The 19,699-nt window shown below is 68.5% G+C and carries 23 protein-coding genes; 19 read left to right on the top strand and 4 right to left on the bottom strand.

Going from position 1 to position 19,699, the window contains the following annotated elements:
- The 7 genes from ACWELQ_RS11010 to ACWELQ_RS11040 form a co-directional block, all read left to right on the top strand.
- On the top strand, window positions 1-1,038 hold a 1,038-nt coding region (locus ACWELQ_RS11010; RefSeq protein ID WP_452396858.1), incomplete at its 5' end, for an acyl-CoA dehydrogenase family protein.
- Window positions 1,039-1,064: 26 nt separating this feature from the next.
- Window positions 1,065-2,123 (top strand): acyl-CoA dehydrogenase family protein, encoded by a 1,059-nt coding sequence (locus ACWELQ_RS11015; protein ID WP_452396859.1) that lies wholly within the window; start codon window positions 1,065-1,067, stop codon window positions 2,121-2,123.
- A complete protein-coding gene (locus tag ACWELQ_RS11020; RefSeq protein WP_452396860.1) occupies window positions 2,108-3,277 on the top strand; it encodes an acyl-CoA dehydrogenase family protein in 1,170 nt (389 codons plus the stop codon). The genes ACWELQ_RS11015 and ACWELQ_RS11020 overlap by 16 nt, the downstream gene beginning before the upstream one ends.
- A 12-nt stretch (window positions 3,278-3,289) precedes the next feature.
- A complete protein-coding gene (locus ACWELQ_RS11025; protein WP_452396861.1) occupies window positions 3,290-4,255 on the top strand; it encodes a bifunctional MaoC family dehydratase N-terminal/OB-fold nucleic acid binding domain-containing protein in 966 nt (321 codons plus the stop codon).
- A complete protein-coding gene (locus ACWELQ_RS11030; protein WP_452396862.1) occupies window positions 4,252-4,665 on the top strand; it encodes a MaoC family dehydratase in 414 nt (137 codons plus the stop codon). Before ACWELQ_RS11025 ends, ACWELQ_RS11030 begins: the two co-directional genes overlap by 4 nt.
- The gene (locus ACWELQ_RS11035; RefSeq protein WP_452396863.1) at window positions 4,662-5,837 is read left to right on the top strand and encodes a lipid-transfer protein; all 1,176 of its coding nucleotides are present in this window, start codon (window positions 4,662-4,664) and stop codon (window positions 5,835-5,837) included. The genes ACWELQ_RS11030 and ACWELQ_RS11035 overlap by 4 nt, the downstream gene beginning before the upstream one ends.
- A gap of 84 nt (window positions 5,838-5,921) precedes the next feature.
- A complete protein-coding gene (locus ACWELQ_RS11040) occupies window positions 5,922-6,770 on the top strand; it encodes a helix-turn-helix transcriptional regulator (RefSeq protein WP_452396864.1) in 849 nt (282 codons plus the stop codon).
- On the opposite strand, the gene ACWELQ_RS11045 is transcribed toward ACWELQ_RS11040, so the two are convergent.
- The gene (locus tag ACWELQ_RS11045) at window positions 6,683-7,705 is read right to left on the bottom strand and encodes an LLM class flavin-dependent oxidoreductase (protein ID WP_452396865.1); all 1,023 of its coding nucleotides are present in this window, start codon (window positions 7,703-7,705) and stop codon (window positions 6,683-6,685) included. The two genes, ACWELQ_RS11040 and ACWELQ_RS11045, sit on opposite strands and share 88 nt — an antisense overlap.
- Before the next feature lie 104 nt (window positions 7,706-7,809).
- On the opposite strand from ACWELQ_RS11045, the gene ACWELQ_RS11050 reads away from it, so the two are divergent.
- Window positions 7,810-8,130: a hypothetical protein gene (locus ACWELQ_RS11050; protein ID WP_452396866.1), complete on the top strand. Its 321-nt coding sequence runs from the start codon at window positions 7,810-7,812 to the stop codon at window positions 8,128-8,130.
- On the opposite strand, the gene ACWELQ_RS11055 is transcribed toward ACWELQ_RS11050, so the two are convergent.
- Window positions 8,069-8,710, bottom strand: a complete 642-nt coding sequence (locus ACWELQ_RS11055; protein ID WP_452396867.1) for a TetR/AcrR family transcriptional regulator — start codon at window positions 8,708-8,710, stop codon at window positions 8,069-8,071. The two genes, ACWELQ_RS11050 and ACWELQ_RS11055, sit on opposite strands and share 62 nt — an antisense overlap.
- Window positions 8,711-8,788: 78 nt before the next feature.
- Here ACWELQ_RS11055 and zapE point away from each other — a divergent pair, with 78 nt between their 5' ends.
- From zapE to ACWELQ_RS11100, 9 genes are all read left to right on the top strand, one after another.
- A complete protein-coding gene (gene zapE, locus ACWELQ_RS11060) occupies window positions 8,789-9,757 on the top strand; it encodes a cell division protein ZapE (protein WP_452396868.1) in 969 nt (322 codons plus the stop codon).
- Between the two features lie 221 nt (window positions 9,758-9,978).
- The gene (locus ACWELQ_RS11065) at window positions 9,979-11,127 is read left to right on the top strand and encodes a glycosyltransferase family 4 protein (protein WP_452396878.1); all 1,149 of its coding nucleotides are present in this window, start codon (window positions 9,979-9,981) and stop codon (window positions 11,125-11,127) included.
- Window positions 11,127-12,596 (top strand): UDP-glucose dehydrogenase family protein, encoded by a 1,470-nt coding sequence (locus ACWELQ_RS11070; RefSeq protein WP_452396869.1) that lies wholly within the window; start codon window positions 11,127-11,129, stop codon window positions 12,594-12,596. Before ACWELQ_RS11065 ends, ACWELQ_RS11070 begins: the two co-directional genes overlap by 1 nt.
- 297 nt (window positions 12,597-12,893) lie before the next feature.
- Window positions 12,894-13,832 (top strand): DUF4129 domain-containing protein, encoded by a 939-nt coding sequence (locus tag ACWELQ_RS11075; protein WP_452396870.1) that lies wholly within the window; start codon window positions 12,894-12,896, stop codon window positions 13,830-13,832.
- The gene (locus tag ACWELQ_RS11080) at window positions 13,829-14,332 is read left to right on the top strand and encodes a hypothetical protein (protein WP_452396871.1); all 504 of its coding nucleotides are present in this window, start codon (window positions 13,829-13,831) and stop codon (window positions 14,330-14,332) included. The genes ACWELQ_RS11075 and ACWELQ_RS11080 overlap by 4 nt, the downstream gene beginning before the upstream one ends.
- 20 nt (window positions 14,333-14,352) lie before the next feature.
- On the top strand, window positions 14,353-15,315 hold the full coding sequence (locus ACWELQ_RS11085) for an AAA family ATPase (RefSeq protein ID WP_452396872.1): 963 nt from the start codon (window positions 14,353-14,355) through the stop codon (window positions 15,313-15,315).
- A 7-nt stretch (window positions 15,316-15,322) separates the two neighbouring features.
- Window positions 15,323-16,597: a DUF58 domain-containing protein gene (locus ACWELQ_RS11090; RefSeq protein ID WP_452396873.1), complete on the top strand. Its 1,275-nt coding sequence runs from the start codon at window positions 15,323-15,325 to the stop codon at window positions 16,595-16,597.
- Entirely contained in the window at window positions 16,594-17,025 is a 432-nt protein-coding gene (locus ACWELQ_RS11095; protein ID WP_452396874.1) for a hypothetical protein, read from the top strand. Before ACWELQ_RS11090 ends, ACWELQ_RS11095 begins: the two co-directional genes overlap by 4 nt.
- Window positions 17,026-17,073: 48 nt before the next feature.
- Entirely contained in the window at window positions 17,074-17,619 is a 546-nt protein-coding gene (locus tag ACWELQ_RS11100; protein WP_452396875.1) for an RNA 2'-phosphotransferase, read from the top strand.
- A gap of 12 nt (window positions 17,620-17,631) precedes the next feature.
- On the opposite strand, the gene ACWELQ_RS11105 is transcribed toward ACWELQ_RS11100, so the two are convergent.
- The gene (locus ACWELQ_RS11105) at window positions 17,632-17,979 is read right to left on the bottom strand and encodes a hypothetical protein (protein WP_379354539.1); all 348 of its coding nucleotides are present in this window, start codon (window positions 17,977-17,979) and stop codon (window positions 17,632-17,634) included.
- 194 nt (window positions 17,980-18,173) lie between these two features.
- Here ACWELQ_RS11105 and ACWELQ_RS11110 point away from each other — a divergent pair, with 194 nt between their 5' ends.
- Window positions 18,174-19,208 (top strand): AraC family transcriptional regulator ligand-binding domain-containing protein, encoded by a 1,035-nt coding sequence (locus tag ACWELQ_RS11110; RefSeq protein WP_452396876.1) that lies wholly within the window; start codon window positions 18,174-18,176, stop codon window positions 19,206-19,208.
- 7 nt (window positions 19,209-19,215) lie between these two features.
- On the opposite strand, the gene ACWELQ_RS11115 is transcribed toward ACWELQ_RS11110, so the two are convergent.
- On the bottom strand, window positions 19,216-19,455 hold the full coding sequence (locus ACWELQ_RS11115) for a glutaredoxin family protein (RefSeq protein ID WP_452396877.1): 240 nt from the start codon (window positions 19,453-19,455) through the stop codon (window positions 19,216-19,218).
- 117 nt (window positions 19,456-19,572) lie between these two features.
- On the opposite strand from ACWELQ_RS11115, the gene ACWELQ_RS11120 reads away from it, so the two are divergent.
- On the top strand, window positions 19,573-19,699 hold a 127-nt coding region (locus tag ACWELQ_RS11120; protein ID WP_452396879.1), incomplete at its 3' end, for a DUF433 domain-containing protein.

Below are 19,699 nucleotides of genomic sequence, written 5' to 3' on the forward strand. Positions count from 1 at the left end.
GCCGACCTGGCCAAGATCGCGGCGTTGCCGCAGGACGAGCAGCGCCTGGCGCTGGCCGAGGCCGGGCTGCTGGCCTCGCACTGGCCCGCGCCCTACGGTCGCGGCGCCGGTCCGATCCTGCGCACCCAGCTCGAGGATCAGATCCGCAAGGCCGGAATCACATTGCCGGACATCGTGATCGCCAACTGGGCGATCCCGACGCTGTTGCAGTGGGGCACGCCCGAGCAGATCGAGCGCTACGCCATGCCGACGCTGACCGGCGAGGTCATCTGGTGCCAGTTGTTCTCGGAGCCGGGCGCGGGTTCGGATCTGGCGTCGCTGCGCACCACGGCCGTGCGGGTCGAGGGCGGCTGGAAGCTCAACGGCCAGAAGGTGTGGACCTCGTTGGCGGACAAGGCCACCTGGGGCATCTGCCTGGCGCGCACCGACGCGACCGCGCCCAAGCACAAGGGCATCAGCTACTTCCTGGTCGATATGAAGAGCGCCGGGCTGGACATCCGGCCGCTGGTGGAGATCACCGGTGAGGCGCGCTTCAACGAGGTGTTCTTCGATGACGTGTTCGTTCCGGACGAATGCTTGGTCGGCGAACTGGGCAATGGCTGGAAGATCGCCCGCTCCACGCTGACCGCCGAGCGAGTCGCCATGGGCGGCAAGGGAATCGGCGATGAGCTGGAGGCGATGGTGGCCGCCGCGCCGACCTCCGGGCCGGGTGCGGAAGTGGTCGCGGACCGTTTGGGCGCGCTCATTTCAGAATCTGTTGCTGGAACTTTGCTGGAAGCCCGTGCGGCGCAGAAGCTGCTGACCGGCGGGGACCCCGCCGCGCAAAGTAGCGTTCGCAAACTGGTCGGTGTGAGACACCGGCAGGCGGTGGCCGAATTCGCCGTCGAATTGTCCGGTGCGGCGGGCGCTCTCGAAACCGATGTGGTGAAAGAATTCCTGCTCACACGCTGTTTGTCGATTGCGGGCGGGACCGAGCAGATTCTGTTGACCGTCGCCGGTGAACGGATCCTCGGGCTGCCACGCGAGTCGCACGGCTAGCCCACACCTCTACCGGGAGCATTGAATTGGACTTCACCAGGGACGAGAGCCAGGACGCTGTCGCCGAGGTTGTCGTAAGTTTGCTGGAACGCGAAAGCGCGCGCGATATCGCGCTCTGGCCGATCATTTCGGACAGTGGACTGCTGGCCGTGCCGCTACCGGAGAAATTCGGCGGCGACGATATGGGCCTGCTCGAGGTCTCGGCCATGCTCACCGAGCTGGCCACCGACGCCGCGCAGGTGCCCGCGCTCACCACGCTGGGCTTCGGCGTGCTGCCGCTCAAAGCGATCGGCGTGCCGGATGCCTTGGCGGAGAGGCTGTTCCCCGCAGTGGGCGAGGGTGCGGTGCTGACCGCCGCGCTGCACGAGACCGGCTCGCCGTTCACCGTGAAGCCGGAGACCACCGCGGTCACCGACGGCACCACGGTGCGGGTCAGCGGCCACAAGGTGTCGGTGCCCTACGCCGATACCGCGGCCTGGATCCTGGTGCCCACCGACAACGGCATCGCCGTGATCGCCGGTGACGCCGCGGGCATCACCCGCACCCAGAACCCGACTTCCGATGGCGTGCCGGAGTTCTCGCTCCAGCTCGACCAGGTCGAGATCCCGGCCGAACAGCTGCTCCCGGGCGGTCTGGCCGAACTGCACCGCTACGCGCTGGCGAGCATCGGCGCGGTCGCGGACGGTCTGCTCAACGGCGTGGTGAAGCTGACCGCCGAGCATGTGCGCACCCGCGAGCAGTTCGGTCGCCCGCTGGCCGAATTCCAGGCTGTCGCACAGCAGATCGCGGACGTCTACGTGGTCTCGCGGACCCTGCACGTGGCCGCTTGCTCGGTCGCCTGGGCGCTGGCCCAGGACGAGATCGACACCGAGCGCGTCGACGACGATCTCGACGTGCTGGCCTTCGCGGTGGCCTCCGAGCTGCCCGCGGCCATGCAGAAGTGCCACCACCTGCACGGCGGTCTCGGCGTGGATATCACCCATCCGCTGCACCGCTACTACTCACAGGCCAAGGACATCGCCCGCTGGCTCGGCGGCGAATCGTTTCGGCTGGACCGATTGGGAGCCAGATGCACATCGAACTGACCGCGGAACAGCGGCGGCTGCGCGACGAATTGCGTTCGTATTTCGCCACTCTCGTGACTCCCGAAGAGGAAGCCGCGATGCTGACGAACCGGCACGGTGACGCCTACCGTGCCGTGGTCAAGCGGATGGGCGCGGACGGCAAGCTCGGTGTCGGCTGGCCCAAGGAGTACGGCGGGCAGGGTTTCGGGCCGCTGGAGCAGCAGATCTTCTACAACGAGGCGGTGCGGGCCGATGTGCCGGTGCCCCTGGTGACGCTGCTGACGGTGGGCCCGGCCCTGCAGTCGTACGGCACCGAGGAGCAGAAGCGGAAGTTCCTGCCCGGAATCCTCACCGGCGACGTGCATTTCGCCATCGGATACTCGGAGCCGGACGCCGGCACCGACCTGGCGGCGCTGCGCACCTCCGCGGTGCGCGACGCCAACGGCGACTGGATCGTCAACGGACAGAAGATCTTCACCACCGGCGCGCACGAGGCCGACTACGTCTGGCTGGCGGTGCGCACGGGTCCGGTGGAGGCGCGGCACAAGGCCATCACCATTCTGATCGTGGACACCAAGGATCCGGGCTACTCCTGGACGCCGATCATCACCGCCGACGGCGCGCACCACACCAACGCCACCTACTTCGACAATGTCCGCGTGCCCGCGAGCATGATGGTCGGCGAGGAGAACGGCGGCTGGAAGCTGATCACCACCCAGCTCAATCACGAGCGAGTGAGCCTGGGTCCGTCCGGCAAGATCGAGCAGCTCTACGAGCGGGTGCGCGAATGGGCGCAGCGGCAGGGTGTGCTGGGCGAGGCCGATGTGCGCCGTTCGCTGGGTCGCCTGCACGCCATGACGCGGTTGAACGAACTGCTCAACTGGCAGGTGGCCTCCAATATGGAACGCCCCGACGCCGATCCGCGCGACGTGATCGCCGACGCCTCGGCGACCAAGGTGTACTCCACCGAGGCGCTGCAGCAGGCGGGTCGCCTGGCCGAGGAGATCGTGGGCCGCTTCGGCGATCCCGCCGATCCGGCCACCGCGGAGCTGCTGGTGTGGCTGGACAAGCGCACCAAGCAGAACCTGGTGGTGACCTTCGGTGGCGGCGTCAATGAAGTCATGCGCGAGCTGATCGCCCAGATGGGCCTGCGGCTGCCCCGCGTCCCGCGATAGGAAGAGACCAGCGTGACAAAGAGTTTCACGGCCGACGAGATCCGCGCGGGCCTGGAGAAGATCAAGGCCGACGGTGAGTCCGCGCCGCGCGCGGGGCGGGACCCGATCAATCAGCCCATGATCAACAACTGGGTCGAGGCGATCGGCGACGCCAACCCGATCTATGTGGACGAGGACGCGGCCAAGGCGGCCGGGCATCCCGGCATCGTGGCCCCGCCCGCCATGGCGCAGGTGTGGACCATGCTGGGGCTCGGCGGTATTCGCGCCGAGGACGACCCCATGACGCGGACCAACGAGCTGTTCGACGCGGCCGGGTTCACCTCGGTGGTGGCGACCAACTGCGAGCAGGTCTACCACCGCTACCTGCAGCTCGGCGAGCAGGTCACCGTGCGCACCAGCATCGGTGACATCGTGGGGCCCAAGAAGACCGGGCTCGGCGACGGCTGGTTCACCACCTACCTCACCAACTGGTACGTGGGTGACGAGCTGGTCACCGAGATGAAGTTCCGGATGCTGAAGTTCGTTCCGGGCACCGGAAAGACGGCCGCGCCCAAGGAGTCCGGCGAGGTCTCGGCCGAGGATCTGGTCAAGCGCGTGCGGCCGACCGTCTCCAAGGATACCGAGTTCTTCTGGGACGGCGTGAAACTCGGCGAGCTGCGCATCCAGCAGCGGCCCGACGGCACGTTGCAGCATCCGCCGGTTCCGGCGCTGTGGAAGGACCACTCCGAGCAGAGCGACTATGTCGTGGCCTCGGGCAAGGGCACCGTGTTCAGCTTCGTGGTGCATCACGCGCCGCGCGTGCCGGGGCGGCAGCTGCCGTATGTGATCGCCCTGGTCGAGCTCGAAGAGGGCGTGCGCATGCTCGGTGAGCTGACCGGTATCGACCCGTCCGAGGTCGAGGTCGGACTGCCGGTCGAGGCCGGGTTCCTGAAGCTCGACGACGACAACACCGTGCCCTATTGGAAGGCTGTGCGATGACGACAGTCGAACTCTCCGACGTGAAGGTCGGAACCACGCTGCCGGAGTTGGTGATTCACGCCGACACCACGTTCATCGTGTCCACGGCGCTGGCGACCCGCGACTTCCAGGACGTGCACCACGACCGCGACAAGGCGGTGGCGCGCGGATCCAAGGACATCTTCGTCAATATCCTCACCGACACCGGTCTGGTGCAGCGGTTCGTGACGGATTGGGCGGGGCCGACAGCCCGCGTCAAGTCCATCGCGCTGCGCCTGGGCGTGCCGCTGTACGCGGGTGACACCCTCACCCTGTCCGGCACCGTCTCGGCCGTCGAGGGCGGCGACATCACCGTCGATGTGGTCGGCAAGGACTCGCTCGGCGACCACATCTCGGCGAAAGCCGTTATCGCCCTGGAGGAGTCGAAGTGACCGAGCTGAGCCGCAAGGCCGCCATCGTCGGCATCGGCGCGACCGACTTCTCCAAGGATTCCGGTCGCAGCGAACTGCGCCTGGCCGCCGAGGCGGTCACCGCCGCGCTCGCCGACGCGGGTCTCACGCCCGCCGACGTGGACGGCCTGACGACCTTCACCATGGACACCAACACCCAGGCCGCCGTGGCGCGCGCCACCGGTATCCCGTCCCTGAAGTTCTTCAGCAACATCCCCTTCGGCGGTGGCGCGGCCGCCGCGACCGTGCAGCACGCCGCCATGGCGGTGGCGACCGGGATCGCGGATGTCGTCGTCGCGTACCGCGCCTTCAACGAGCGGTCCGGAAATCGTTTCGGCCAGTTCGCGACTCATCTCGCGACCGGCAACCCGAGCTCCTCGGGCGTGGACAACGCGTTCTCCTACACCCACGGCCTGGGCACCCCGGCCGCGCAGGTGGCCATGGTGGCGCGGCGCTACATGCACGTCTACGGCGCGCGCAGTGCGGATTTCGGGCGCGTGGCGGTCGCCGATCGCAAGCACGCGGCGGTGAATCCGGCGGCGCACTTCTACGGCAAGCCGATCACCCTCGAGGAGCATCAGGCCTCGCGCTGGATCGCGGAGCCGCTGCACCTGCTCGACTGCTGCCAGGAGACCGACGGCGGCGTGGCCATCGTGATCACCTCGGCCGAGCGGGCCAAGGATCTGCCCAACAAGGCCGCGCTGATCGCCGGCGCCGCACAGGGTTCCGGCGCGGATCAGTACGTCATGACCAGCTACTACCGCGACGGTATGACCGGGCTGCCGGAAATGAAGCTGGTCGGTGACCAACTGTGGGCGCAGTCCGGGCTGCGGCCGGAGGACATGCAGGCGGGCATCCTCTACGACCACTTCACCCCGTTCGTGCTCATGCAGCTCGAGGAACTCGGCTTCTGTGGGCGCGGCGAGGCGAAGGACTTCATCGCCGACGGCGCGATCGAGATCGGCGGCCGCCTGCCGCTCAACACCCACGGCGGCCAGCTCGGCGAGGCGTACATCCACGGCATGAACGGGATCGCCGAGGGCGTGCGCCAGATCCGCGGGACCTCCGTGAATCAGGTGCAGGGCCTGGAGAACATCGTGGTCACCGCCGGAACCGGCGTCCCGACCTCGGGTCTGGTGCTCACCACCAACTGAATACTGTGCGGAGGCTCGGACGATCCCTGTGATTCGTCCGGGCCTTTCGCGTCGAAACCGGATGGTTTCCATAGAATCGACCTGGTGTCCAACAGGTCTGAAATGGGCGAGTTTCTTCGGTCGCGCCGGTCGCGATTGCGGCCCGAGGACCTCGGCCTCCCGGTATGGGGACGGCGACGGGTGCCGGGGCTGCGGCGCGAGGAGGTCGCCCATCTCGCCGGGGTGAGCGTCGAATACTACGTCCGGCTGGAACAGGGTCGCGCGGAAGCGGTTTCGCAGGGCATCGTCGACGCCATCGCCACCGCTCTGATGCTGAGCGAGGACGAGCGGCGGCACCTCGACAATCTGGCCCGGCCGCCGCGCTCGCTGTCGCGGGCGGGCAAGCCGCTGCGACCGGGATTGCAGCAGCTGCTCGACGCCATGACCCGCGCGCCCGCCTACATCGTCGGGCATCACACCGACATCCTCGGCTGGAACGCCGCCGCGGTCTCGGTCTTCGGCGTCGACTTCGCGGAACTGCCGGAGCGCGAACGCACCTGGATGCATCTCATCTTCTTCGACCCGCACATCCGAGCGGTCACTTCCGATGTGGGGCTGGTGGCCGGGCACATCGCCGCCGACATGCGGTTGCAGGCCAGCCACCGGCCCGACGACCCGGAGTTGCGGGCCATCCTGCGCGACATGAACGCCCGCAGCCCCGAGTTCCGGGAGTACTGGGAGACCCACGAGGTCAGCGACTTCCAGTACGGCCGCTACGTCGTGCACCACCCGACCGCCGGGGAGCTGCAGCTGGATTACGAACTGCTCGACATCCCCGGCGAACCCGGGGTGCGGGCGCTCATCGCCTACACCCCCGCGCCGGGGACCGGCACCGATCGGAAGCTGGACGCACTGCTGGAATCGAGCACCTCCGAGGCCAAACGGACGAGCTGAGCCTCCAGGCGGTCGGGCGGGAAGAGCCACAGGCCCAGGGAATTCGCGCCCGCCTCGAGCAGCGCGCGCAGGTGGGCGCGGACCTGGCCGGGGGTTCCGGCCACGGCGAACTCGCCGATCCAGGCATCGTCCACCGCGAGCGTCTCCGTGGGGCCGAGTCCGGCCACCGCGGCGCGGATCTCCTTGGCGTAAGGCGACTTTCCCACCAAGGCCGACTCCGATTCGGCCTGGAGGAACATCCCTACGGCACCCCGGACGGCTGCGCGCGCCGCCTGCTCGTCATCGTCGATGGCGGTGAGGACGAAGGCGGTCACCGGAGTGTGCCGGGGGACCAGCCCGCGCACCCAGCGCACGTAGGCGGGCCCGGCCAGGACGGAAAGCAGGATGCCGTCGGCCTTTTCGCCCGCCAGGCGCAGGCCGCGCTCGTTGACCGCGCCGACCCACAGTTCCGGCGGTATGCCGGGCGGGAAGCTCAGCTGGATGCCGGAGAAGGCATGGATCCTCGTGTCGCGGTCCACGGGCGTGCCGGACAGCAGTTCCCGCAGCACGTCCGCGGTCTCGCCGAGCGCGGTCAGCGGACGCCGCGGCAGTACTCCCATCTGCTCGAGCCAGCCTCGATTGCCCAATCCGATGCCCGCCCGGACCCGGCCCGGATAACTGCGGGCCAGGCCCGCGAGTTCCATGGCCAGCACGGCTGGATGCCGGGTCGCGATGCTGGCCAGGCCGAGCCCGGCGGGAATCGCCCGGGTGGCCGCCAGCAGCTGAGTCAGTCCGGAGAGTCCGCCGGTGAAGAAACAGTCCTCGGAGAACCAGAGCTCGCCGAGGCCGAGCCGTTCGGCCAGGGCCGCACCCGCTGCGAGCTGCTCGGGCGGGGTGAGACTGCCGAAGACGATGCCGATCTTGTTGCCAGGAATCATGTCCGGATAACCGGTCATGGTGTCCACTTATTCCGGATGGGATGTGGCTGAGCGAGATTCGGCGGAGCCGTGACGCGGCGGCGTAGATTGGGGACGCATTCGTCTGTGGGGAAGGGGTCGTCATGACCTTGCGGGAACGGTTGAACGAGCTTCCGGCACTGGGGGGCACGCTGGTGTACGGGGAGCCGCACCAGACGCCCGACGGGACCGCGATCATCACCGTCGCGGCGGTGAGCCCCTGGCGTGGCGCGCGGCCGGTGGGGGTGTTCGTGGTGCGTGAGGGCGAGGTCAAGTGGGAAGCGGCGGTGGATGCCTCCCGCATCGCGACGATCGGTGTGATCACCGGGCTGATCGCGGCCACCCTGGGCACCTACGCCGTGGTCAAGAATCCGCCGTGGCCGAATATGCGCTTCTGGGACATTCGAATCCGTACTGGCGACTAGCGGCGCGCAGCTGGACGGCCAGCACCGCCGTCAGCTGCGCCGCGCTCTTCGCGGTGCCCGGTGCGAGTGCGGTGCGGGCACCGGCGAAGCGGTCGAAGACCAGACCCTCGATGACCGCGATGAAATCGGCTGCGGCGGTGGTCGGTTCGGTCGCGCCCAAGGTTTCGAACAAGGCCGTGGCGTGCTGGTGTGAGAACAGGCAGCCCGCGAGTTTCGCGTGCAGCTCGGGGTCGCCGAGCAGCTCGAGGATGAGGGCGTGCCGGGCGATCAGGTGGTTGCGGCGTTGCGCCAGTAGGCGATCCAGCCAGCCTGCGATGCCCTGCGCCAGCCGGTCGGGGTCGAGCTGATCCATGGCCGGTGGCCGCCCCGCGAAGTCGGTGCGGGAGCGGGTCGCGATGCGGTCCACGATGGCCTCGATCAACGCCCGTTTGGTGCGGAAGTAATAGGACGTCGACCCGGCGGGCAGCTCCAGCGCGACATCCAGCGCACGGTGGGTGAGGGCTCGAAGTCCTTGGGCGGCAATCAGATCGATGGCGCTGTCCACGATCATCGTGCGCCGGTCGATTGTCGGTGTGGTCACCTTCGGTCCTCCGTGTCCGCCTGATCCTCTACAACTATAGAGGAGGCTCTACAGCGGTAGAGGCTGAAGGAGGGTGTGATGGAAACTCCCCAGATCGTGCTCGATCCGGATCAGCGGATCGCCGCGGACCGGCTGGCCGCCATCGCGGCACGGATCGGCAAGCGCCGTCCCCCTCGCTTCGGGCGGAAAGAGCCGCGCGGGCTGTACCTCTACGGCGGTCCCGGGCGCGGCAAGACCATGCTGATGAACCGCTTCCTCGACGCGGTGCCCTCGGAGCGCAAGCGGCGCTACCACTTCCACGAGTTCTTCGCGCGGTTGAACGCGGGCATCAACGAGTACGGGACCATCGACGCCTCGGCGGACGCGCTGTTGAACGGCATCGACCTGCTCTGCTTCGACGAATTCCACGTGCACGACTCGGGCGACGCACGATTGGTAGCCAGGCTGCTGGACCACCTCTTCGCCCGGCGCATCACGCTCGTGGTGACCTCGAACTACCCGCCGCAGGGGCTGCTGCCGAACCCGCTGATGCACGCCATGTTCGAACCGACCATCGAGCGCATTCTCCAGCACCTCGACGTGCTGTCGGTCAACGGGCCGACCGATTACCGCTCGCTGAGCGGCCGACGCACCGGATTCGCGGCAGGGCACTACGTGGTCGGATCGTGCGCGGTGATCGGGACGGTGGAGGTGCCGATCGCGCACCGGCAGCTGCGCGCGCGGGCCTTGGAGAACGGTGAACTGACGGTCGATTTCGCGGAACTGTGCGGCATCCCGGTGTCGGCTGCCGACTACCTGGCACTGAGCCGGGGGATCGGGCGATGGGTGGTGTGCGGGGTCCCGCCGATGCGCACCGTCCCGCCGGACTGGGTGATGCGGTTCGTGAACCTGGTCGACGTGCTCTACGACGCCGACCTCGAACTGTCGCTGTTCGCGGAGGTCCCGCTGACCGAAGTGGGCGGTGAGATCAAGCGGGTTCCCGATCTCTATCGCACCCTCAGCAGGCTCGGCGAGCTGCGGCAACCGGTAAACCTCGAGGCTCGTTAGCCGTTCGGCGACGCCCCGGTGAACTGGCCGACTTGATCGACAGGCACGGTTCACGTCCCGTCAACGCGGAGGGGGTCTTGCGTTGCGGGCCGCTTCCTACCGTGGCGTCAGGAGCAGCACCGAACCGGAGGGGAACGATGCGAATCCGCGAGCAGGCAAGGGATTCCGCGCCGCGGAACCCGAGCTTACAGAGCAGCCCCCACATCCGGAACAGTGCCCGCCTGCGGGTGTTGGTTGTCGCCGAGTCCTTTCTTCCCCAGGTCAACGGCGTCACCAACTCCGTCAGGCGGGTGCTGGATCACCTGGCCGCCAAGGGTCACGAGGCCACCCTGGTCGCGCCGACCGGGCCCGAGAAATACGCGGGCTTCCGCGTCCACGTCGTGCGCGGGGCCCGGTTGCCCTTCTATCGGGACTTCCGGATCGGCCTGGAGACTCGGCGGCGACTGCGCAAGATCATCCGCGAATTCCAGCCGGATGTCGTGCACATCGCCTCCCCTGCGACGCTCGGCTACCAGGCGGCCAAGGTCGCGAACGAACTCGGGGTGCCGACCGTCGCCATCTATCAGACCGATCTGGTGGGTTTCGCGCTGCGCTACGACCTGCCCGGCGGCGTACGCGCCATGACCGCGCTGACCCGGCGCATCCACCTGCGCGTGGATCGCACCCTCGCACCCTCCACCGCCAGCCTGCGTCAGCTGGAGCTGATGGGCATTCCGGGGCTGGGACGCTGGCCGCGCGGCGTCGACCTGCAGCAGTTCGGGCCCTTCCGCCGCTCCGAGGAACTGCGGAAGCGGCTGGCCCCCAACGGCGAGAAGCTGGTCGGCTACATCGGACGGCTCGCACCGGAGAAGGAGCTCGAGCTGCTCGCCCACCTGCGCTCGGTGCCGGACGTGAAGCTGATCATCGTGGGCGGCGGCCCCGAGGAGAAGCGGCTGCGAAAGCTGTTGCCGGAAGCGAACTTCCTCGGCGTGCTGCACGGTGAGGAGCTCGGGGCCGTCTATGCCTCGCTGGATGTCTTCGTGCACACCGGCCGCCACGAAACCTATTGCCAGGCCGCCCAGGAGGCACTCGCCTCCGGGGTGCCGGTGGTCGCCCCCAAATCGGGCGGTCCCATCGATGTCGTCTCTCCCGGTGCGGGTTTCCTCTACCCGCCCGGTGACGCCGAGGCCATGACCGAGTTCGTGCGCCGGCTCGTCGAGGATCCGGCGCTGCGCGAGCAGACCGCGGCCACCGCGGTGCGCAGCGTGCGCGACCGGTCCTGGTCCGCGGTCAACGACCTGCTCATCCGTCACTACCGCGAGGTGATCGCGGAACGCCTGCGGCCGAACGAGGTCCACGGCGAGGTCCCGGCCACCAAGGAGGCATCCTGATGCTCCGCATCTCCGTCATCGGCACCGGTTATCTGGGCGCCACCCACGCCGCGGGCATGGCCGAACTCGGCTTCGAGGTCCTGGGTGTGGACAACAACGCGGCCAAGGCGGCCGCACTGTCGGTCGGGCAGGTGCCCTTCCACGAGCCCGGACTGCCGGAACTGCTGGCCGGGCACGTCGCGGGCGGTCGGCTGCGCTTCGGCACCTCACTGGTCGAGGCGGCCGAGTTCGCCGACGTGCACTTCCTTTGCGTCGGAACGCCTTCGGGCGTCAACGGGGCGGCGGACCTGTCGCAGCTGTACTCCGCGCTGGACGGCCTGGTGCCGCATCTGACCCGCAACTGCCTGATCGTCGGCAAGTCCACGGTTCCGGTGGGCACCGCGGAGGCGCTGACCGCGCGCATCGCCGAGCTGGCGCCGGAAGGGATTTCGGTCGATCTGGCCTGGAACCCGGAATTCCTGCGCGAGGGGCACGCGGTGTTCGACACCCTGCACCCCAACCGGCTGGTGTTCGGCGTGACCACTCCGGACGCGGAATGGGCGCTGCGGCAGGTGTATTCGACGCCGATCGCCGCGGGCTCTCCGGTCGTGATCACCAATCTGCCCACCGCCGAGCTGATCAAGGTCTCGGCGAACGCCTTTCTGGCGACCAAGATCTCGTTCATCAATGCCATGGCCGAGCTGTGCGAGATCACCGGCGCGGACGTGACGCTGCTGGCCGAGGCGCTCGGGCACGACGACCGCATCGGGCACAAGTTCCTGGGCGCGGGCCTCGGCTACGGCGGCGGCTGTCTGCCCAAGGACGTGCGCGCCCTGATCGCCCGCGCCACCGAACTCGGGGTCGGTGAGTCCGTGGACTTCCTGCGCGATATCGACGCGGTGAACCTGCGCCGCCGCGAGCGGGTGGTGCGCGAGACGCTGGCACTGCTCGGCGATTCCGGCACCGGCCGGGTCGGAATCCTGGGTGCGGCCTTCAAACCGCTCTCCGACGATGTGCGCGACTCGCCCGCCCTCGACGTGGCGCGGCGGCTGCACGCGGCGGGCGTCGACGTGACCGTGTTCGACCCGGCCGCGACGAACACCGCGCGGGCGGTGGCGCCGCAACTGGTCTTCGCCGCCACACCCGCCGCCGCCCTGCACGAGGCGGACGTGGTGCTGCACCTGACCGAGTGGCGCGAATTCCGTGAGCTGGACCCGGTTTTCCTGCGCACGGTCGCGCGCGGCCGCGTCCTCATCGACGCCCGCAACACCCTCGACCCGGAACCGTGGCTCGCCGCGGGCTGGGACTTCCGCGCCCTGGGCCGCCTGGTGGAACCCCGCACCGCCGCCGGACGCGTCGGCGCACCCGCCGGAGCGAGCTACTCCACTCCCGCTGTCGCCGTCCGCGATACGGTCGCCGACCAAGCCCGATCGCTGCCCCAGCCCTCCCCGCTGACCCGCCTTCGCGCACGGGTCCGCCGCACCGCCTGACCGCCGCCGAACCCTGTGATCGAACGCCGCACCGCCGAACCTCGGTGGCGCGGCGTTCGCGTCGGTACGCCCGGATCGTGCGCGGATGGTGATAAGTGGGGTTGCTGTCGCGTCACCGGTCGTGGGATGACTTGGGTTGTGTGACCTGGGTTTTCGGTGGGCCTGATGATCGCCGCGCCGGTTGGCGATTTATGTGCTTCGGGTATGTGATCCCGGGTTGCCCCATTTCGGTCCTGACGGACCGCTTGGCATGTAACTATGTGCCTGTTTTCTGCTGGACTCTGGTTAGGAGTGTTCGTGACTGGGGTGGGGACGGTGGCAGCGCGCACGATCGCAGTGATCGGGCTCGTGATGCTGGCTGTCGTCGCACTGCGCGGATACCTTCCGGGGACCGGCGGACCCTCCGCACCGCATCCGTCCTCGGCGGTATCGCTGGCGCTGATGCCGGTGCTGCTGCTGGTGTCGATGGTGATCCTGGTGGCCGGTGTGATCAACAGTCAGCACCGGCTGCCGCTGGCCATGCCCGAGCCCGACCGCGAGAATGCCGTGCGCGGTACGGGATTGCGGCGGATCTGGCTGCCGGTGCTGGTCGCCGTCGCGGCCCTCGCGCTGATCGCTACCGCGGTGTTCTCCGTGTATCTGGTGACACCGAAGCGGCAGAGCGAGGTCGGCACGTTACCCACGGCCGAGCCGACCGGGTCCACCTCACCGGTGGAAACCGTTGCCAACCAACCGGATACGCTGCCCGGTCCCTCGCTGCAGGGCACCAGCCTGCTGCTCGTGGGCATCGCGGCCGGCGTGCTGGTGCTGGTCGCGCTGGCCGGATTGGTCGTGGTGGCAGTGGGTTCCGGGCGTAAGCCCGACCTGCAACGCACCCTGTTGCCGCAGCCCGCCTCCACCGAGGCGGTATCGCTGGCCAAGGTGGCGGAGATGGGCCTGGCGGCCATGATCGCGCCCGGTCAGGATCCGCGCACCGCCATCATCGCCTGCTATGTCGCCATGGAACGCGGCCTGGCGACGGCCCGGGAGGTGGCGCCGCTGGCCTCGGACACCCCGTCGGAGGTGCTGGCGCGCGCCTTCGACCGCGGCTTCCTGCACGACGCCTCGGCGCGGGAACTGGTCTCGCTGTTCGAGGAGGCCCGGTTCAGTCCGCACTCCATGCTGGAGTGGCAGCGCATGCGGGCCGAGCAGCTGCTGCGCATCGTCTTGGCTGATCTGCAAGGGCAGGCGGTATGAACCGGATCGCGATCGTGGTCGGCGCGCTGATACTGAGCGTCGTCGTCGAGATGTCCGCCTTCGGCGATCAGCGCGAGGCGCTGCTGGCCCTGTCGGCCATCCCGGTGGCTGGCGGGCTCGGGCTGCTGCTGTGGTCGCTGGTGGAGCGGTCGCGCCGGGCGGCCCCGGCCGATCCGGACGACGACGACATCGACAACGGCCCGGTCGACATGCTGCGCCGCTGGCAGGCGCGCGCCACGATGCTGGCCGAACGGTCCGAGGGTTCGCGCGCCGACTGGGATCGGCATCTGCGCCCCTTGCTGGCCAAGGAATTCGAGCTGACCAGCGGGCACCGGATGGCCAAGAACCGGCGCGCGCTGGAGGTGGCGGGACAGCTGCAGTTCGGCCCCGAACTGTGGCGCTGGGTGGACCCGGCCAATTCGGCGCTGCGCGATCAAGCCAATCGCGCACCCGGACGCGAGGCCCTCGACGAAATCCTCCGTCGGCTACAGAACATGTGAGATGAGATGCGAGACATGCGATGACATCACCGATGGACGTGACCATCAAGCGCACCGACGCCGTGCTGCGCGAAGTAGCCCGGGTCGTGGTCGGCAAGCGGGACGAAATGCAGCTGATCATGATCGCGGTGCTGTCCGGCGGCCACATCCTGATCGAGGATCTGCCCGGCCTGGGCAAGACCCTCATCGCGCGGTCCTTCGCCTCGGCGCTCGGGCTGAACTTCACCCGCGTGCAGTTCACCCCGGATCTGTTGCCCGCCGACCTGATCGGCTCCACCATCTACGACATGCATTCGGGCCGTTTCAGTTTCCGGCGCGGCCCGGTGTTCACCAATATGCTGCTGGCCGACGAGGTCAACCGCACCCCGCCCAAGACCCAGGCCGCGCTGCTCGAGGCCATGGCCGAGGGGCAGGTGTCGATCGACGGTGAGACCTTCCCGCTGCCACAGCCTTTCATCGTCTTCGCCACCGACAACCCGATCGAGTACGAGGGCACCTACCCGCTGCCGGAGGCCCAGCTCGACCGCTTCGCCATGCAGCTGCGGCTGGGCTACCTGTCGGAGAACGACGAGATGAACATGATCCGTCGCCGTCTCGAACGCGGATCGCAACCGGCCCAGATCGCCCAGGTGGTGGATGCCGACGGACTGCTGGAGATGCGGCAATCCGTGGAATACGTGACCGTCCATCCCGATGTGGTCGGCTATGTCGTCTCCCTCGCCGCCGCCACCCGCGGCCACCCGCAGGTGGAGGTCGGGGCCAGCCCGCGCGCCGAACTCGACCTGGTCCAGATGGCCCGCGCCCGCGCGCTGCTCAACAATCGCGACTTCGTGGTTCCCGAGGACGTCAAGGCCCTGGCCATTCCCGCCATGGCCCACCGCATCACGCTGCGTCCGGAGATGTGGGTGCGCCGCATCCGCGGCGAGGACGTCATCGCCGAACTGCTGCGCCGCCTGCCGGTGCCGCGCGCCACCCAGTCCTGAGGTCCGGATGAAGCATCGCGACACGAGTACCACGGTCGAGGCCGAATTGCGCTGGCGGCCCGCGCCCTTGGTGTTCATGCTGGCCGCGGTGTCCGCGTCCGCCCTGGTGCTGGCGCTGGTGCTGGGCAAATGGCAGCTGGTGGTGTTCGCCGCGCCCATGATCGGCGTGCTCGCGACCGCGCCGTTGCAGCAGTCCCGCACCAAGATTCAGGTCGACGGGGCCGGGGTGCTGCGCTGCTTCGAGACCGAGGAGGTGGTGCTGACCGCGGCCGCCTTCGTGGACAGCGGTCACGCCCTGCTGCGCCTGCACCCGGAACCGATGAAGAGCATGGAGGTCCACGTCGAGGAGACGGTGGACTCCGGGGCCGCGCCCGCCGGCCTGCGGCTGGCGCTGTCCGCGCCACGCTGGGGGCGCTACCCGGTGCCGATGCGGGTCAGCGCCTTGAGCCCGGCCGGGCTGGCGGTGGCCTCGGTGCGGCTGCCCGCCGGGGAGCTGTACATCTACCCGATCACCGACCCGCAGCGAATGCGGTTGCCGCGCACCGAACTTCCCGAGCGCATGGGTACTCATCTGACGCGGCGGGCCGGGCCCGGCGTCGAATACGCCGATATCCGCGCGTATACGCCCGGCGATCAGCTGCGCACCGTGAACTGGCCGGTGAGCGCGCGGCGCGGGCAGCTGTTCGTGACCGAGCGGTTCACCAACCGGGCCGCGGATGTGGTTGTGCTGGTGGACACTTCGCTACAGGCGCCCGGACCGGCCTCGGACTCGCTGGAGCTGTCGGTGCGCGGCGCGGCGCAGGTGGCGCAGTCCGCGCTGCAGGCCGGTGACCGCACGGCCGTGGTCTGCCTGGGGCGCGCGCCGCGCTGGCTGCGCCCCGATATCGGACGCCGCCAGTTCTATCGCATCGTGGACACCGTGCTCGAGGTCGGTGACGAGCACCTGCTCACCGAGGGCACGCTGGCCCCGCACTCCGCGGTCCCGATCGGCGCGGTGATCGTGGCCTTCTCCACCCTGCTCGACACCCAATTCGCCCTGGCCCTCATCGATCTGCGCAAACGTGGCCACGTCGTGGTGGTGGTCGACGTGCTGCGCGGGCCGCCCTTCCACGGCGACCTGGACTCGACCCTGGCCCGCATGTGGCAGTTGGAGCGCACCTCGATGTATCGCGATATGGGCACCGTCGGCGTCGATATCGTGCCGTGGCCCGAGGACACCCGACTCGACCAGGTGATGCGACTGATCCCCGAACACCGCCGCACGGTGCGGGTGCGCCGATGACCCGATTCCTGGCGGTGCTGTCCGGACTGCTGCTGACCGCGGCGGTCGCCATCGTGCTGCCGTGGGCGGCGATACCCGTGGGCGTCGCGGTGGTGGCGGGCTGGCGGTGGCGAGTGTGCGCGGTGCTGGCCGTGCTGGCGGCCATGGGCGCGGTGGCCTATATCGGCACCGGCGCGCTGGTCGCGGGCGGTATCGGACTGGTGGCGACCACCTATCTGCTGAACACGGCCACGGTCTCCGCGCCGGTGGGCGTGGTGCCGACCACCGTGCCCTCGGTGGCGGGCGCGCTGGTGTTCACCGTCGCGGCGGGCGCGGCCACCGCGCTGCCCGCCGGATTGAGCTGGGTGCCGATTCTCGCGCCCTTCACCGTGATCCTGTTGTACGCCTTACTGGTTCGCGGGCTGGTCGACGACCGTCAGCGTGGCTGAGGCGAAAATCGCTTCGAATCCGGCTGCGCGACTGGTTCACTCGCGCGCATGGAAGAGAAACAATTGGTCAAGACCTCGAAGCGACTGTCGAGGCATCTGCGCCACGCGCCCGAGGAGATCGGCCTCGTGCTGGATTCGGCGGGCTGGGTGGACGTCGACGCGCTGCTGTCGGCCCTCGCCGGGCACGGGCGTAGCGTCTCACGGGCCGAACTCGACGAGGTGGTGGCGCGGAACAACAAGCGCCGCTTCGAGTTCGATGCCGCGGGCACCCGGATCAGGGCGAGTCAGGGACACAGTGTCGACGTTGACCTGGAATACGGGGCGAGCACGCCGCCGGATCTGCTCTACCACGGCACCGTTGCCGCGGTCCTGCCCGGGATTTTCACCGAGGGCCTGAAGCCCATGCGCCGCCACGACGTCCACCTGTCGGCGGATCTCGACACCGCCGTCAAGGTGGGGTCGCGTCGTGGAAAACCCGTGGTGCTGACCGTGGATGCCGCGGCGATGCACCGCGACGGGCACGTGTTCCGGGTCAGCACCAACGGGGTCTGGCTGGTGGCCGCGGTCCCGCCCGAGTATCTGACGGGACTCTGACGGCCGCCACGGCTACTGCAGGGCGGGTGGCATGCGGGTCGGCTTGATCCGGCCGGCATCGATGAGAGCCCGGAATGCCGCGCCCTTGCGGGCACATTCGGCGACCGCGCAGCGGCGGTGCTGCTGCATGGTGCGATGGGCTTCCTGGAGACCCAGGGGGTGATCCGGTGCGAGGTGCGACCATTGGGACGGGTCGCTGCGCGCCAGGGTCAATGTGTTGTGCTCGTTGTTGATTCGCTCGCGGATTCGCTCCACGGAAAGTCTGTCCGGGTCCTGGTGTGGATGGTGCAGACTCATGATGGCAATCGTCATGATCACGAGCGTTGCTAGAGTTGCCGTGAACACTTGCCAGGCGGCCATTGGCTCACCTTCTCCATGTCTATCGGTTGTAGTCAGCTAGTTATTCAGTTGGTTAGCTAGATATTCACCGTATGCCTGAAGACGTTACGCCTCCAGCGCGTCCTGGGTCAGAAACAATCGAATTTCGGCCGCTTTCAGCAACTTCCCCGCTCGTTCCGCCCCATGGCACGCTGAAAGTTTGCGACCATTTCGATGTGACGGACGGTCAGGCTCAACTGCGCTCCATCACCAGCGCGGCACTCCTCGTGGAGTTCGCGGTCGCGCGCGGGCTCGCCATGCCCGATCTGCTGCGCCACACCGGGATTCGGGATCGGGATCTGCTGGATTCCACCGCGGAGATCACCCTCGCACAGGAGTTGTCCCTGATGCGCAATGTGGTGGCCGGGGTCGGTGATGAGCCCGGAATGGGGCTTATGGCCGGATTGCTGTGTCACCCACCGAGTCTCGGCGTGCTCGGCTTCGCGCTGATGAGCTGTTCGACCGTGCGCGACGCGGTGGATCTGGCGCTGCGCTACGCCGATCTGTCCTTCACCGTCGCGCGCCACCACCTGGTCATCACCGGCGACGACGTGTCCATCGTGCGCGACGACAGTGCGGTCCCGCCGGAGGTCAGGCGGTTCGCGGTGGAGCGGGATGTGGCGGCCATCTGGACGATTCAGCAGGATGTGATGCCCATGCGGCCGCCCATCACCCGGGTCGCGGTGGCGTTCTCACCGCATCCGGTATACGAGATGTTCGGGGCCATGCTCGGGGTGGAAGAGGTCGTGTTCAACGCTCCGCGCTCGGTCGTCACCGGACCGTCCAGTATTCAGTATTTGCCACTGCCGCAGGCGAATACGGCCACCGCGCGCTTCTACGAGCAGCAGTGCGCCGAGCTCATGCAGCGCCGCAAGCGCCGCCAGGGCATCAGCGGCCAGGTGCGCCAACTTCTGATTTCGCGAGGCGGCATAGCGGACCAATCACGCATAGCGGCCGAATTGGACCTGAGCGTGCGAACTTTGCGCCGCCGCCTCTCCGACGAAGGCACCACCTTCCGCGAACTCTCCACGGAGACCGTCGGTCTGCTCGCCGAGGAACTGCTCGTGGCCGGAATGACGGTGGAACAGGCCGCAATCCGACTGGGCTACGGCAGTGTCTCGGCGTTCACTTCCGCCTTCCGCGCTTGGAAGGGCCAATCACCCGGCCTGTTCGCCCGCGAGAACCGCGGGCGGGTCTCGGTCCGGGTGTAAGTCGCCCTCAGCGTCCGAGCGCCGCCGCGAGTTGCGCGTTCGTCGGCTCGACGAGCACCGTCCCATCCGGCAACACGATCACCGGAATGTTCTTGCGCCCACCCGCGATCTCGACCGCCCGCTCCCGAGCCGCCTCATCCTGCTCCACATCGACCTCGGTGAACCCCACCCCGTTCTCCCGCAACCACACCTTCGCCCGCCGGCAGTCCCCACACCAGTCGGCCCCGTACAGCACGATGTCGTCCATACCCCCGACTCTGCCACCGCCTTCTCCCCGCACACCGACCGACCACCCCGTGAACCCACATACCCAGGTCACAGCTACCTCAGAGTTCGATTACCTCCCACCCCTACGCTCACCCGCATGGCCTACCTCCACCGCATCACCCTCGACCCCGCCGTCTGCCGAGGCGAACCCATCATCGAAGGCACCCGCTACCCCACAGCCCTCCTCGTAGACCTCCTCCGCACCGGCGTCACCCCCACCGAAC

The organism is Nocardia sp. NPDC004722 (genome assembly GCF_053601505.1).